Origin of the sequence: Frigoribacterium sp. MEB024 (genome assembly GCF_000878135.1) — a bacterium.
Lineage (GTDB): Bacteria > Actinomycetota > Actinomycetes > Actinomycetales > Microbacteriaceae > Frigoribacterium.
On sequence record NZ_JXQZ01000135.1, the window covers coordinates 40,061 to 54,559 of the forward strand.

The 14,499-nt window shown below is 71.2% G+C and carries 13 protein-coding genes; 6 read left to right on the plus strand and 7 right to left on the minus strand.

The features are described 5' to 3' along the window. The first annotated feature begins 75 nt into the window (after positions 1 to 75). Both SZ60_RS16155 and SZ60_RS16720 read left to right on the plus strand, forming a co-directional pair. Positions 76 to 1,149: a 4-hydroxy-3-methylbut-2-enyl diphosphate reductase gene (locus tag SZ60_RS16155; protein WP_082060238.1), complete on the plus strand. Its 1,074-nt coding sequence runs from the start codon at positions 76 to 78 to the stop codon at positions 1,147 to 1,149. After that, positions 1,146 to 1,727 carry a DUF6264 family protein gene (locus SZ60_RS16720; protein ID WP_052505476.1) on the plus strand — a complete coding sequence of 194 codons (582 nt, stop codon included), beginning with the start codon at positions 1,146 to 1,148 and terminating at the stop codon, positions 1,725 to 1,727. Before SZ60_RS16155 ends, SZ60_RS16720 begins: the two co-directional genes overlap by 4 nt. Positions 1,728 to 1,803: 76 nt before the next feature. Here the strand turns inward: SZ60_RS16720 and fbaA are convergent, their stop codons facing one another. After that, positions 1,804 to 2,832: a class II fructose-bisphosphate aldolase gene (gene fbaA / locus SZ60_RS16165; protein ID WP_043597847.1), complete on the minus strand. Its 1,029-nt coding sequence runs from the start codon at positions 2,830 to 2,832 to the stop codon at positions 1,804 to 1,806. 111 nt (positions 2,833 to 2,943) lie between these two features. On the opposite strand from fbaA, the gene glpX reads away from it, so the two are divergent. Further along, positions 2,944 to 3,942, plus strand: a complete 999-nt coding sequence (gene glpX / locus SZ60_RS16170; protein ID WP_043597850.1) for a class II fructose-bisphosphatase — start codon at positions 2,944 to 2,946, stop codon at positions 3,940 to 3,942. Positions 3,943 to 4,006: 64 nt separating this feature from the next. Here the strand turns inward: glpX and SZ60_RS16175 are convergent, their stop codons facing one another. Then, on the minus strand, positions 4,007 to 5,275 hold the full coding sequence (locus SZ60_RS16175; RefSeq protein WP_043597853.1) for a DNA recombination protein RmuC: 1,269 nt from the start codon (positions 5,273 to 5,275) through the stop codon (positions 4,007 to 4,009). Positions 5,276 to 5,379: 104 nt separating this feature from the next. Further along, entirely contained in the window at positions 5,380 to 6,009 is a 630-nt protein-coding gene (locus tag SZ60_RS16180) for an exonuclease domain-containing protein (protein WP_043597855.1), read from the minus strand. Between the two features lie 119 nt (positions 6,010 to 6,128). Between SZ60_RS16180 and ychF the strand changes: the two genes are divergently transcribed. Both ychF and SZ60_RS16190 read left to right on the plus strand, forming a co-directional pair. Beyond that, a complete protein-coding gene (ychF, locus tag SZ60_RS16185) occupies positions 6,129 to 7,202 on the plus strand; it encodes a redox-regulated ATPase YchF (protein ID WP_043597911.1) in 1,074 nt (357 codons plus the stop codon). Positions 7,203 to 7,245: 43 nt separating this feature from the next. Continuing rightward, complete coding sequence (locus SZ60_RS16190) at positions 7,246 to 8,433, plus strand: N(5)-(carboxyethyl)ornithine synthase (protein ID WP_043597858.1); 1,188 nt, start codon at positions 7,246 to 7,248, stop codon at positions 8,431 to 8,433. Between the two features lie 111 nt (positions 8,434 to 8,544). Here the strand turns inward: SZ60_RS16190 and SZ60_RS16195 are convergent, their stop codons facing one another. Then, positions 8,545 to 9,093 (minus strand): TetR/AcrR family transcriptional regulator, encoded by a 549-nt coding sequence (locus SZ60_RS16195; RefSeq protein ID WP_043597860.1) that lies wholly within the window; start codon positions 9,091 to 9,093, stop codon positions 8,545 to 8,547. Positions 9,094 to 9,146: 53 nt separating this feature from the next. On the opposite strand from SZ60_RS16195, the gene SZ60_RS16200 reads away from it, so the two are divergent. Further along, positions 9,147 to 9,860 (plus strand): MBL fold metallo-hydrolase, encoded by a 714-nt coding sequence (locus tag SZ60_RS16200; protein ID WP_043597863.1) that lies wholly within the window; start codon positions 9,147 to 9,149, stop codon positions 9,858 to 9,860. 151 nt (positions 9,861 to 10,011) lie between these two features. Here the strand turns inward: SZ60_RS16200 and SZ60_RS16205 are convergent, their stop codons facing one another. The 3 genes from SZ60_RS16205 to SZ60_RS16215 form a co-directional block, all read right to left on the minus strand. Then, entirely contained in the window at positions 10,012 to 12,324 is a 2,313-nt protein-coding gene (locus SZ60_RS16205) for an FdhF/YdeP family oxidoreductase (protein ID WP_043597866.1), read from the minus strand. Beyond that, on the minus strand, positions 12,321 to 13,298 hold the full coding sequence (fdhD, locus tag SZ60_RS16210) for a formate dehydrogenase accessory sulfurtransferase FdhD (RefSeq protein WP_082060239.1): 978 nt from the start codon (positions 13,296 to 13,298) through the stop codon (positions 12,321 to 12,323). The genes SZ60_RS16205 and fdhD overlap by 4 nt, the downstream gene beginning before the upstream one ends. A gap of 53 nt (positions 13,299 to 13,351) precedes the next feature. Continuing rightward, the coding region (locus SZ60_RS16215; protein WP_043597869.1) for a molybdopterin molybdotransferase MoeA at positions 13,352 to 14,499 on the minus strand (1,148 nt) is incomplete at its 5' end.

Consider the following 14,499-nt stretch of genomic DNA (forward strand, 5'->3'; position numbering starts at 1 on the left):
GACGGCCAGGGGCGATCGATCGATCGCGCTGCCGCTCCCAGTACGCGACCAGTCGGGCACACCTAGACTCGTCGGGTGAGCCACATCTCCAACGGCGCCCTCGCCATCGACCTGCCGACACCGCGTGTTCCTGCGGTGCGGAACAGGCTAAAGGATACCCCCGTCAACGGACGCAAGCGGGTGCTGCTCGCAGCACCTCGCGGGTACTGCGCCGGCGTCGACCGAGCCGTCATCGCGGTCGAGAAGGCGCTCGAGCACTACGGCGCCCCCGTCTACGTCCGCAAGCAGATCGTCCACAACGTCCACGTCGTCGCGACCCTCGAGAGCCAGGGTGCGATCTTCGTCGACGAGGTCGACGAGGTTCCCCAGGGGTCGCACATCGTCTTCAGCGCGCACGGCGTCTCGCCGGCCGTCGTGAAGGGTGCGGCCGACCGCGAGTTGCAGGCCATCGACGCGACCTGCCCCCTCGTCACCAAGGTCCACCGCGAGGCCGTGCGCTTCGGCAACCAGGGCCGGCACATCATCCTGATCGGCCACGCCGGGCACGAAGAGGTCGAGGGCACGATGGGTCACGCGGCCGACCGCACGACCCTCGTGCAGAACCCGGCCGAGGTCGACGACCTCGTCGTCGCCGATCCCGACAACCTCGTCTGGCTGTCCCAGACCACCCTCAGCGTCGACGAGACGATGGAGACCGTGCGTCGTCTGCGCGAGCGCTTCCCGACCATCCAGAACCCCCCGAGCGACGACATCTGCTACGCCACGCAGAACCGCCAGGTCGCGATCAAGAAGGTCGCCCAGGGTGCCGATCTCGTCATCGTCGTCGGCTCGGCGAACAGCTCGAACAGCGTGCGTCTCGTCGAGGTCGCCCTCGAGCACGGGGCCAAGGCCGCTTACCGCGTGGACTACACGAACGAGATCAAGCAGGAGTGGCTCGACGGTGTCGAGACGGTCGGCGTCACCTCCGGCGCGTCGGTGCCCGAGGTCCTCGTGGACGAGGTGCTGGCCGACCTGTCCGACGCCGGCTACGTCGACGTCCAAGAGGTCGTCACGGCCGAAGAAGACCTGATGTTCTCGCTGCCCAAAGAGCTGCGCAAAGACGCGACGGGCCAGGTCGACGCCCGCGGCCTCGGCGGTCGCACCCGATGACCGACGACCGTCCGAAGCCGCGCTACGGCGAGTACGCGCCCGAGGGCTGGGTGAATCCCGTCACGGCCGAGGCCGACACCGCCGAGGAGGTGCGGGTCGCCGGTCAGGACGCGCGGCCCGCGGTCTCGACCGACGTGCGCCCCGGTGACGAGACCCGCACCGCGCCTCCTGCGCTCTCGACCGGGCAGCGCATCGACCGGGTGGCGACGTTCGCCCTGATCGGGCTGGGCGCCTTCGGGGCCATCCAGGCGATCGCCCGCGTGCCCGGCTACGCGACGACGCAGCTCGCCCAGTTCGAGACGTTCGGGCTCGACCTCTCGGGGTTCGGCTCGTCGGCCGCGCTGCAGACCTTCGGTGTCGTCATGGCCGTGCTGGCCGTGGCGTTGTTCACCGTCTCGACCTGGTGGACCCTCCGGCGGCTGCGCGCGGGGCGTCTCGGATTCGTCGTGCCCCTCGTCGCCGGTGTCGTCTTCGGTCTCGTGCAGGGGTTCGGAGCGGCGGCCATCCTGATGGGCGACCCGGCCTTCGCCGAGGCGATGCAGAGCTTCACGAACGACTACTTCTCGGGATCGAACTGACCCTCGCCGCACGCCTCGACGACGAAGCCCCCGAGCACTCGCTCGGGGGCTTCGTCGTGCGACCAGGAGGCGCGGGTCAGCTCGCCGACTGACCGTACGACCCGAGCTGCTTCGTCGCCTCGACGACGCGGGCGGCCATGGCGCTCTCGGCGACCTTGCCCCAGGCGCGGGGGTCGTACTGCTTCTTGTTGCCGACCTCGCCGTCGACCTTGAGGAAGCCGTCGTAGTTCTTCAGCACGGTGTCGGCGATGGACCGGCTGAAGGCGTACTGCGTGTCGGTGTCGAGGTTCATCTTGACGACGCCGTTCGAGACGGCCTCGGCGATCTCGGCGTCGGACGACCCCGAGCCACCGTGGAAGACGAGTTCGAGGGGCTTCGCGGCCGTGCCGAACTTCTCTTGGATGCCCTGCTGGATCTCGCCCAGCAGTTCGGGACGGAGCTTGACGTTGCCCGGCTTGTACACGCCGTGCACGTTGCCGAAGGTGAGGGCGGCGATGTAGCGGCCGTGCTCGCCGAGGCCGAGCGCCTCGACCACGCGGGTGACGTCACCCACCGTGGTGTAGAGCGCGTCGTTGGTGCCCTCGTGCTGCACACCGTCTTCTTCGCCGCCGACGACGCCGATCTCGACCTCGAGGATGGCGTTGATCGCCTTGGTGCGCTTCAGCACGTCCTGCGCGATCGAGATGTTCTCGTCGAGCGGGACGGCCGAACCGTCCCACATGTGCGACTGGAACAGCGGGTTGCGTCCGGCCCGGACCTCTTCTTCGGAGGCGGCGATCAGCGGCAGCACGAAGCCGTCGAGGGCGTCCTTCGGGCAGTGGTCGGTGTGGAGGGCGACGGTCACGGGGTAGTTCTTCGCGACCTCGGTCGCGAACTTGGCGAAGGCGATGGCCCCCGCGGCACGGTTCTTGACGGTGTGGCCGGCGAAGTAGTCGGCGCCGCCGGTGGTGACCTGGATGATGCCGTCGCTGCCCGCCTCGGTGAGACCCTGCAACACCGAGTTGATCGTCTGCGACGACGAGACGTTGACGGCGGGGTAGGCGAAGCCCTTGTTCTTCGCCTTGTCGAGCATCTCGGCGTACTGCTCGGGGGTTGCGACGGGCATTGAATCTCCTTCGATCACGACTGGTGGCTCGTCCACCCTAGTCAGCGCACGTCTGTTCGTCCTGGTCGCCGGAGCCCGGTCGGGAGGCGCGGCGCGGGTAAGATCCGGAGCATGGCTGACACGGATTCCGGAACCCTCTACTCGCACCCCGACCGCAACCTCGGCATGGAACTGGTGCGGGCCACCGAGGCGGCCGCGATCCGCTCGGCGCCGTTCATCGGCAAGGGCGACAAGAACGCCGCCGACAAGGCCGCGGTCGACGCCATGCGCAAGTTCCTCGGCACGGTGGCGTTCGACGGCGTGGTCGTGATCGGCGAGGGCGAGAAGGACGAAGCCCCGATGCTCTTCAACGGCGAGCACGTCGGCAACGGCTTCGGGCCGGCCTGCGACATCGCCGTCGACCCGATCGACGGCACCAGCCTCACCGCGGCGGGACGCATGAACGCCCTCTCGGTGATCGCCGTCAGCGACCGCGGCAGCATGTACGACCCCAGCGCCGTCTTCTACATGGACAAGATCGTCACCGGCCCCGAGGGCCGCGGCATCATCGACCTCGACCGTCCGATCGGCGAGAACATCACCGCCCTGGCGGCGGCCAAGGGCATCGCCGTCGAGGACATGCAGATCGCCGTGCTCGACCGTCCCCGTCACGCGGACCTCATCGCCGAGATCCGGGCCGTGGGCGCGTCGACCCGCCTGCTGCTCGACGGCGACGTGGCCGGCGGCATCAACGCCGCTCGTCCCGACTCGCGCATCGACATGTGCGTCGGCGTCGGTGGCACGCCCGAGGGCATCATCACGGCCTGTGCGGTGAAGGCCCTCGACGGCCTGATCCTGGCCCGTCTCGCTCCGAAGGACGACGCCGAGCGCCAGAAGGCGATCGACGCGGGTCACGACCTCGACCGCGTCCTGGACCAGGACGACCTCGTCACGGGCGACAACGCGTACTTCGTCGCCACGGGTGTCACCGACGGTGCACTCGTCGCGGGCGTCACGCGCAAGCAGGGCATGATCCGGACCTCGAGCATCGTGCTGCGCTCGCACTCGGGCACCATCCGCCGGGTCGAGGCCGACCACCTCGTGTCGAAGTGGTACGGCGAGAAGGCCTGACCTCCACGCCACCTCACGACACGACGAACGCCCGGCCTCGGCCGGGCGTTCGTCGCATCGGGGGTCAGTCGCGGTCGGTGCTGCCCTCGCCCAGGGCCGACGCGAGCTCGGGGGCGGTGAGCTCTCGGGGTGACTCCTCGACGGTCGTCGGGGTCGCGAGGACCTTGGACTCGTCGAGCATGCTGAGCCGCCGGGCCGACGGGAGGACCGTTCGCTCGAGCGAACCGACGAACCGGTTGTAGTCGGTGACGCCGGCGCGCAGCGACCGGCCGAGCTTGTCCACGTGACCGGCCATGGTCGACAGCCGCCCGTAGAGCTCGCGGCTGAGGTCGAACAGTTCTTTGGCCTCGGCGGTGACGACGTCCTGTTGCCAGCTGAACGCGACGGTCTTGAGCACGGACCAGAGGGTCACGGGCGAGGCGAGGGCGACGCGCTTCAGGAAGGCGTAGTCCATCAGGGCCGGGTCGGCCTCGAGGGCGGACGACACGAGCGACTCGCTCGGGATGAACGCGATGACCAGCTCGGGCGAGGACTCGAGCCCGGCCCAGTAGGTCTTGCCCGCCAGGGCGTCGACGTGGGCCCGCAGTGCCTTGACGTGCTGCCGGACCAGCTGGTCGCGTCGTGCGCCCTCGTCGCCCGTGGCGGATGCGGGGATGGCGCTCGCCTCGAGGTAGGCGGAGAACGGCACCTTGGCGTCGACCGCGATGTTCTTGCCACCGGGGAGGTGCACCACCATGTCGGGCCGGCCGGAGCCGGCGTCCGACGAGATCGACGTCTGCACGTCGAAGTCGACGCGCTCGACGAGGCCGGCGGCCTGCACGACGTTGCGCAACTGGGTCTCGCCCCAGACGCCGCGCGTGCTGTTCGACTTCAGCGCGGAGGCGAGCGACTCGGCCGTCCCGCGGAGCCGTTCACCCGATTCGGCGGCGGTGCGCAGCTGCTCGCTGAGGGCGCCGTATTGGAGGGTACGTTCGGCTTCGAGTTCGGCCACCTTCTGCTGGACGGCCTGCAGGCTCTCGGCCACCGGGCTGAGCGCGACGAGCACCTGGCCGTCGGTGCGCGCCCTCTCGGCCTCGGCGATGCGGACGTCGCGGAGGCGGTCCTGGAACTCGCGGAGGCGGTCTTCTTGCTGCGCGATCTGTCGACGGTACTGGTCGTCCTGGCCCTCGAGGCGCTCGCGCGACGCGTCGGCCACGGCGCGGGCAGCGGCGAGGTCGGACGACAGGCGTGCCGTCGCCTCGGCCGCGCGGGTGCGGGCGACGAGTGCGCCGACGGCGACGCCGAGGACGAGACCGAGCAGCAGGGCGAGGAACAGCGCGAGCGGAAGGGGCATGGCGGAAGTGTGGCAGCGGCCACCGACACCGACCGGGAGTCGACGCGGTGGGGTCGGGGATGCCCGACGCGCCTCACGGCGTCGGGCTGGCGTGGGAGAGGCACCTAGCCGAAGGCCATCGGGCGTCGGTCGGCCCGGGGCACGGCGGGCGCCGTCCGCGCCCCGGCCGGCTGCAGCACCTTCACCTTGACCGAGGCGATCGTCGCGAGCTCGCCGAGGTCGGAGGCGCCGTGGAACAGCGCGGCGTGGGCGACGATGGCCGCGCAGGCCTCGGCGTCGGCGAGGGCGTCGTGGTGCGAGAAGGCGTCGAACCCTGCGGCCGTCGCGGCGACCGGAAGCCGGTACGAGTCGAGCGAGTAGGTCTTGCGGGCGACCTGCAGGCTGCAGAGGTACGACCACGGGGGAGGGGTGAGCCCGGTGGCCGCGCAGGCGGCCTTGATGACGCCCATGTCGAAACCGGCGTTGTGGGCGACGAAGACGTCGTCGCCGGCGAAGTCGGCGAGCAGCTCGAACTGCTCGGCCCAGCCGAAGGCGCCGATCACGTCGCTCGCGACGATGCCGTGGATGCGGGTGTTCCACTCGGAGAACTCGTCGTGCCCGGCCGGCGGCTGGATCAACCAGCCGACCTTGTCGACGACGACCCCGTCGCGGACCTTGACGAGGCCGACGGAGCAGGCACTGGCGCTGCTCGAGTTCGCGGTCTCGAAGTCGATCGCGGTGAAGTCGATGGGCATTGACTCATGCTCTCACGCGCCTCCGACACCGCCTCCCCAGGCACGGTCGGATGCCGTTCCGTCCCCAGCCGGCGCGACGCCGACGGCACGGCTCGGCAGGCCCGGTACGCTTGACCCTCGTGGCTCTCACTATCGCGATCGTCGGACTGCCCAACGTCGGCAAGTCCACCCTGTTCAACGCCCTGACCAAGAACCAGGTGCTGGCGGCGAACTATCCGTTCGCGACCATCGAGCCCAACGTGGGCATCGTCAACCTGCCCGACCCGCGCCTCCAGGTGTTGGCCGGTCTCTTCGGCAGCGAGAAGATCCTGCCCGCACCGGTGTCGTTCGTCGACATCGCCGGCATCGTCAAGGGGGCGAGCGAGGGCGAGGGGCTCGGCAACAAGTTCCTGGCGAACATCCGCGAGGCCGACGCCATCGCCGAGGTCGTGCGTGGCTTCGACGACCCCGACGTCGTGCACGTCGACGGCAAGGTCGACCCCGAGAGCGACATGGGCACGATCAACACCGAGCTGATCCTCGCCGACCTCGAGACGGTCGAGAAGGCGCTCGTCCGGTACGAGAAAGAGCTGCGGCTGAAGCGCGTCGAGCCGATCGTGCACGAGACGGCCGTGGCCGCCAAGGAGGCGCTCGAGCGCGGGGAGGCGCTCTCGGCCACGAGCATCGACCTCGAGCCGATCCGCGAGCTGGGACTGCTCACCGCGAAGCCCTTCATCTACGTCTTCAACGTCGACGAGGCCGTCCTCACCGACGAGGCGCGCAAGGCCGAACTGCAGGCCCTGGTCTCGCCGGCCGAGGCGATCTTCCTCGACGCGCAGGTCGAGTCCGAGCTGATCGGCCTCGACGACGAGGACGCCGCCGAGCTGCTCGCGTCGCTCGGCCAGGACGAGTCCGGTCTCGACCAGCTCGCCCGCATCGGCTTCGAGACGCTCGGGCTGCAGACCTACCTGACGGCGGGCCCGAAAGAGACCCGCGCCTGGACGATCGGCAAGGGCTGGAAGGCCCCGCAGGCCGCCGGGGTCATCCACACCGACTTCGAGAAGGGCTTCATCAAGGCCGAGGTCATCTCGTTCGACGACCTCGTCGAGACCGGCTCCATCGCCGAGGCCCGTTCGGCCGGCAAGGCCCGCATCGAGGGCAAAGAGTACGTCATGCAGGACGGCGACGTGGTGGAGTTCCGCTTCAACAACTGACACCCCGGGCTCGGGGGCGAGCGCCACTCATCTACTCTCAAGCATGAGCCAAACGGATTTCACGCCCACCGGCACCACCTCCGGCGCCCCCGCACTGCTGCGCCTCGGCGTCCTGGCCACCTCGCGCAAGCCCGACGAGCGGCGCCTGCCGATCCACCCCGCCCACCTCGACCGCATCGACGCCGATCTGCGCGCGAACATGACCCTCGAGCGCGGCTACGGCCTGCGCTTCGGCATCCCCGACACCGACCTCGAGCCCCTCGTCGCGATGGCCGACCGCGAGCAGATCGTCGCGGACAGCGACGTCGTCCTGCTGCCCAAGCCCCAGGCCGCCGACCTCGAGGGCCTGCGCGACGGTCAGACCCTCTGGGGCTGGCCGCACTGCGTCCAGGACCGCGAGATCACCCAGCTCGCCATCGACAAACGGCTCACCCTCATCGCGTGGGAGGCCATGAACCACTGGCAGTCCGACGGCGGCTACGCTCTGCACGTCTTCCACAAGAACAACGAACTCGCCGGCTACTGCTCGGTGCTGCACGCCCTCCAGCTCTGCGGCTCGACCGGCGACTACGGCCGTCGCCTCAGCGCCGTCGTCATCGGCTTCGGTGCCACCGCCCGCGGTGCCGTCACGGCCCTCAACGCCCACGGCATCCACGACGTCCGCGTGCTGACGAACCGCAACATCGCCGCCGTCGGCTCACCGATCCCGTCGGTCGACATCTTCCAGTTCGAGCACGACCCCGAGACGCCCGGCGCCAGCACCGTGAACACCCCCGACGGGCCGGTCGCCCTCGCTCCGTTCCTCGCCGCCGCCGACATCGTCGTCAACTGCACCCTCCAGGACCCGAACGCCCCGCTCACCTACCTCCGCGAGACCGACCTCGACGCCTTCCGCCCCGGCAGCCTCATCGTCGACGTCTCGGTGGACGAGGGCATGGGCTTCGACTGGGCCCGGGCCACGACCTTCGCCGAGCCGCTCGTCACCGTCGGCGCGACCACGAACTACTACGCCGTCGACCACAGCCCCTCACTGCTCTGGAACTCCACGACGTGGGAGATCAGCGAGGCCCTCCTGCCCTTCCTCCGCACCGTCATGGAGGGGCCGACCTCCTGGGCGGCGTCCGACACCATCCGCCGCGCCGTCGAGATCGCGGAGGGGCGGGTCGAGAACGAGGCGATCCTCGAGTTCCAGCACCGCGCCTCCTCGTATCCGCACGCACCGCTCGGCTAGCGCAGGCAGGCAGGCAGGCAGGAACGCAAGGCGGACAGGCCGGGCGGTCTCGGCGGGACCGGGCGTTCGTGAACGCCCGTTCGCCACGAAGCCGCCCGTCCGTCGGGCGGCTCAGACCGCAGGAGGCGCGGCGAGGGCCGCCAGGACGCGCTCGGCCCCGAAGTCCCACGCCTCGTCGACGTCGCCGCCCAGCTGGAAGCCTCCGTTGAGCTCCATGATGACGAAGCCCGCCACCCACGCCGTGAGCGTGCGGGCTGCGTCGAGGGCTCGCTCCGGCCCGACGAGCTGTTCGCCGACCCGGAGGGCGGCAGCGCTCGCCGCGGCGCCGAACTCGCGTCGCGCGGTGGGGACGCCGGGCCCGGGCGTCATGACCAGTTGGAACGCAGCCGGGCGTTCGTGGCCGAAGGCGCGGAAGGCGTCGAGCACCTCGCGGGCCGACCCCGCCCCGTCGAGCCGCGCGGCCAGGTCGGTGAGGGTGGCCTCCGCGACCGACCGCAGCAGCGCCTCCCGGTTCTCGACCCGCTTGTAGAGCGAGGGGGCGCGGACGCCGACCCGTGCCGCCACGGCGGCCATCGTCAGGCCGGCGGGGCCGTCGGCCTCGAGCAGCTCGCGGGCGGCGAGGAGGATGGCGTCGAGCGAGGTGCGGTCCGGTGTGGGCATCCGTCGAGTATAGCTATTGACAATAGCCATGATGGCTAAGTACCGTAGCCATCATGGAACTCGCCCCCTCCCTCCACCGCATCGGCAACGACATCGTCGCCGCCTACCTCGTCGTCGTGCCCGAGGGCGTGACCGTGATCGACGCCGGCCTGCCCGGCCTCTGGTCCGAACTCGTCACCGAACTCGCCTCGGTCGGACGCACCCTCGACGACGTGAAGGGCGTCGTCCTGACCCACGGCGACTCCGACCACGTCGGCTTCGCCGAACGGCTGCGCCGCGACCACGGGGTGCCCGTGTACGTCCACGCGGCCGACGCCTCGCGGGCGAAGGGCGGACCGAAGCCGAAGAACGGCATGCCACCCATGAAGCTCGGCCCCCTGCTGGGCTTCGCCGGGTACAGCCTGCGCAAGGGCGGGGCGAAGACCGCCTGGCTCACCGAGGTCGTCGAGGTGCACGGCGGCGAGACGCTCGACCTGCCGGGCTCACCCCGGATCATCCCGATGCCCGGACACTCCGAGGGCAGCATCGCCGTCTTCGTCCCGGGCGTCGACGCCGTCTTCGTGGGTGACGCCCTGACCACGCGACACGTGACGACCGGCCACGTCGGGCCCGCACCGGCTCCGTTCACCGACGAGCCCGAGCAGGCGCTGGCGTCGCTCGACGCCCTGCTCGACACCGGTGCCACCTGGGTGCTGCCCGGCCACGGCGCCCCCTGGGACGGTGGCGTGGCCGCGGCCGTCACCGCCGTGCGCGCCGCCGCCCGCTGACCCGACGGAGCAGAACGGGCCTGTTCGGGAGACCCGGGCGTCGTCGACCGCCCGGATGCCGCGAAGTCGCCCGTCATCGGCGTGGGCGTCGGTCCGCCCCGACCGGACGTCGTCGCCGCGCGCCGCCGATCGCCGACGCGTCGGCCCGGGCTCAGACCCCGACCGGCACCTCCGCCGGCGTCACCCGCACCAGCACCGCCTTCGACACGGGCGTGTTGCTGCCGATCGACGCGCTGTCGAGGGGCACGAGCACGTTCGCCTCGGGGAAGTACGCGGCGGCGCACCCGCGGGCCGTGGGGTAGGCGACGATGCGGTAGTCGCGGAGCACCCGCTCGACGTCGTCGGTCCAGACCGTCGACACGTCGACCTTCTGGCCGTCGACGAGCCCGAGGTCGTCGAGGTCGAGCGGGTTGACGAACACCACGTGCCGACCCTTCTTGATGCCGCGGTAGCGGTCGTTGAGGCTGTAGATCGTGGTGTTGTACTGGTCGTGCGAGCGCAGCGTCTGCAGCAGCAGCGTGCCCTCGGGGCGTTCGACGTGCTCGAGGTCGTTGACCGTGATCATCGCCTTGCCGGCCTTCGTCGCGAAGGTGCGCGAGTCGCGCGGCCCGTTCGGCAGCACGAAGCCGTCGCGGCTGCGGACCCGCTCGCTGTAGCGCTCGAAGCCCGGCACGACCCGGCTGATGTGGTCGCGCAACGTGTCGTAGTCGTCCTCGAAGCCCTTCCAGTCGATCTCGAGGTCGGCCCGGTCGCCGAGCGTCGCCCGCGCCAGGCGACTGACGATCGCGACCTCGCTGAGCAGGTCGGGCGCGACGGGCGGCACCTGGCCGTGGCTGCCGTGCACCGAGCACACGGTGTCCTCGACCGAGACGAACTGCGGCCCGGCCGCCTGCACGTCGATCTCGGTGCGGCCGAGCGTGGGCAGGATGAGCGCCTCGGCGCCTACGACGGCGTGCGACCGGTTCAGCTTCGTCGACACCTGCACGGTCATGTCGGTGCCGCGCATCGCGGCCTCGGCGAGCTGGGTGTCCGAGATCGCGGCCACGAGGTTGCCGCCCATGCCCATCCAGAACTTGATCCGCCCCTCCTGCATGGCCTTGATGCCCTTGAGGGCGTCGACGCCGTGCTCGCGCGGCGGGTCGAAGCGGAACTCCTTCTGCAGGGCGTCGAGGAACTCGTCCGAGACCTGCTCCCAGATGCCCATCGTGCGGTCACCCTGCACGTTGCTGTGCCCGCGGATCGGCGAGGCGCCGGCGCCCGGCTTGCCGATGTTGCCGCGCAGGAGCAGCAGGTTGATGATCTCCTTGATGGTGTCGACGGCCTTGCGGTGCTGCGTGATGCCCATCGCCCAGGTGATGATCACCCGGTCCGAGGCCAGGTAACGGTCGGCCAGCTCGTCGATCTCGGCGCGGTCGAGCCCGGTCGCGAGCAGCACCTCGTCGTCGTCGACCTGCGCGATGTGCTCGCGGAAGGCCTCGAGCCCGACGGTGTGCTCGGCCAGGAACTCGTGGTCGAGCACCGTGCCGGGGGCCGCGTCCTCGGCCTCGAGGACGCGCTTGGCGACGGCCTGCAGCAGCGCCATGTCGCCACCGAGCCGGATCTGCAGGAACTGGTCGGCGATCTCGGTGCCGCGACCCGCGACGCCCCGCGGAAGCTGCGGGTTCTTGTAGCGACGCAGGCCGGCCTCGGGCAGCGGGTTGACCGCGACGATCTTCGCTCCCTTCAGCTTGGCGTCCTCGAGGGCCGTCAGCATGCGCGGGTGGTTCGTGCCGGGGTTCTGGCCCAGGATGACGATCAGGTCGGCCTGTTCGAAGTCGTCGTAGGCGATGGTCGACTTGCCGATGCCGACCACCTCGGCCATGGCGAGGCTCGTCGACTCGTGGCACATGTTCGAGCAGTCGGGCAGGTTGTTCGTGCCGAAGGCGCGCACGAACAGCTGGTACGCGAACGCCGCCTCGTTCGAAGTGCGGCCCGAGGTGTAGAACGACGCCTCGTCCGGGCTGTCGAGGGACCTCAGCTTGTCGCCGACGATGCGGAACGCCTCGTCCCACGACACCTCGCGGTAGTGGTCGCTGCCGGCCGGCTTGTGCACGGGCTTCGTGAGGCGGCCCTGCATGCCGAGCCAGTACTCGGTCTTGTCGAGCAGGTCGGTCACCGAGTGCTCGGCCCAGAACGTGTCGGGCACGAGCACCGGGTTGGCCTCCCAGGTGACCGCCTTGGCGCCGTTCTCGCAGAACTCGGCCACCTTGCGGTGGTTCGGGTCGGGCCAGGCGCAGCTCATGCAGTCGAAGCCGTCCTTCTGGTTCAGCGACGTCATGAGCTTGACGGTGCGGGCCAGCCCGAGCTGCTTGATGGCCGGGTCCATCGAGTGCAGCACGCCGGGCACGCCGGCGGCCCACTCGCGCGGGGGGCCGACCTCGATGTCGGCGTCGGTCACGTCGGAGACGGGCGGTTTCTCGGTCACGGTCTGGTTCCGATCGTCAGGGGGACGGGCGAGGAGGCGCGCGTCGCGCCACCGGGGGAGTCGAGGGAGGACGAGGAGGCGCGGGCCGCCTCGCCGGGGACGCCCACGTCGGCCGCGGGCTCGGTCCCGTCGGGCTCGCCGAGTCGGTCGGGCCGTGAGTACACGACCATGGACCGCCCGCGGAGGAACCCCACGATCGTGACGCCGAGCTCGGTCGCGAGGTCGACGGCGAGCGACGACGGCGCCGACACGGCGGCGAGCACCGGGATGCCGGCCATCGAGGCCTTCTGGGTGAGCTCGAACGAGGCGCGACCCGAGACCATCAGGACGGTCCCGGTCAACGGCAGCCGCGCCTCCTTGACGGCCCAGCCGACGACCTTGTCGACGGCGTTGTGCCGGCCGACGTCCTCGCGGAGCACGAGCAGCTCGCCGGTGCGGCCGTCGAAGAGCGCCGCGGCGTGCAGCCCGCCGGTCTTCTCGAATACGTCCTGACCCTCGCGGAGGCGGTCGGGGAAGGTGGCGAGCAGTGCGGGGTCGACGACGAGGGGGTCGTGCAGCACGTCGTGCTGCGACGTCGTGCGGACGGCGTCGATCGAGGCCTTGCCGCACAGCCCGCACGAGCTGGTCGTGTAGAACGCCCGCTCGAGGCTCGGGTCGGGCGCCGGCACCCCGGGCGCGAGCGTGACGTCGAGCACGTTGTACGTGTTGAGCCCCTCGGCGGTGGCCCCGGCGCAGTAGCGGGCGGCGAAGAACTCGTCACCGGTCGAGATGACGGCCTCGGACACGAGGAACCCCGCGGCCAGGTCGAAGTCGTGACCGGGTGTGCGCATGGTGATGGCGAGCGAGGTGCCGCCGACGCGGATCTCGAGGGGTTCCTCGACCGCGAGGGTGTCCATGGTCTTGCGGACGCCGGCGCTGCCGTCGTCACCGACCGTGATGCGGGTCACCGGTTTGCGGGACGTGATGCGTGCCATGGGTCAGGTCTACCCCTCGAACCCCGGAATCGAAAGCCGGCGGGGTCCGCGCCTCACCACGGGAGGCCGAGCGAGGGGACGACGTCGCCCGCCCGCGCCCCGCCCTCGGGCACGACGAGCAGCCCGTCGGCGTCGGCCAGGCCGCGCAGCATCGCCGACGACTGTCGCTCGGTCGGCACGGCTCCGTCCGTGGTCGCCCGGTACGCCTGCACGAGCGCGCCGGGTCGGGGGTGGGCCACGTCGACGGCGAGCGTGACGGACCCGGGAGGCGCGGGTCGCCTCCCGAGGAGGCCGTCCACCACCGCGGTCCCCACGACCACGAGCCCGACGTAGGCGGCCATCGGGTTGCCGGGCAGGCACAGGTAGAGCGTCCCGCCCCGCCGCGCGACGACCAGGGGCTGCCCCGGACGCATGGCGAGACCGTCGATGATCAACTCGGCGCCCAGCCGGTCGAGGGCGGCGCGCACGTGGTCGGTCGGGCCGTGGGCGGTGCCTCCCGTCGTCACCACGAGGCGACTGCCCGGGCGGTCGAGGGCGGCGACGGTGGCGTCGAGGTCGTCGGCCACGCGCGTCGTCGTCGCGGGCGCCGTCCCGAGGGCCTCGAGGAGGCGCGGCACCGGCACCGAGAACACGTCACGGACCGTGCCACGCGCGGGCACGCCCTCGGCGACGACCTCGTCGCCGAGCACGGCCACGGCGACCGACGGCCGCACGACCACGGACACGTCGTCGTGCCCGCCGAGGGCCAGCACGGCCACGCGGGGCGGGGTGAGGAGGGCGCCTGCGGCGAGCAGAGCGTCGCCGAGGTCGATCTCTTCCCCGGCCCGACGGACGTGCGACGGGCGGCGCGGGTCGTCGTCGGCCGTGAGGACGTCGTCGGCGACGTGCCCGGACTCCGAGCGCAGCACGCGGTCGGTCCCGGTCGGCACGACGGCCCCCGTGGTCACCGGTCGGGCGATCCCGGGGGGCAACTCCTCGGCATCGTTGGCGACCCGGCCCGCGACGATCGACGGGCCGAGGCGCCACGGGCCCTCGCCGGCGACCGCCCAGCCGTCCATCGCCGAGACGTCGGAGCCGGGCACGCGCGCGAGGCTCGTGACGTCGTCCGCCACCGTGCGACCGACCGCGTCGGCGAGCACGACGGTCTCGAGGTCGCGGGGCAGGGCCCGTCCGGCGTCGGCCGCCTCGGCGCGGGCGACCC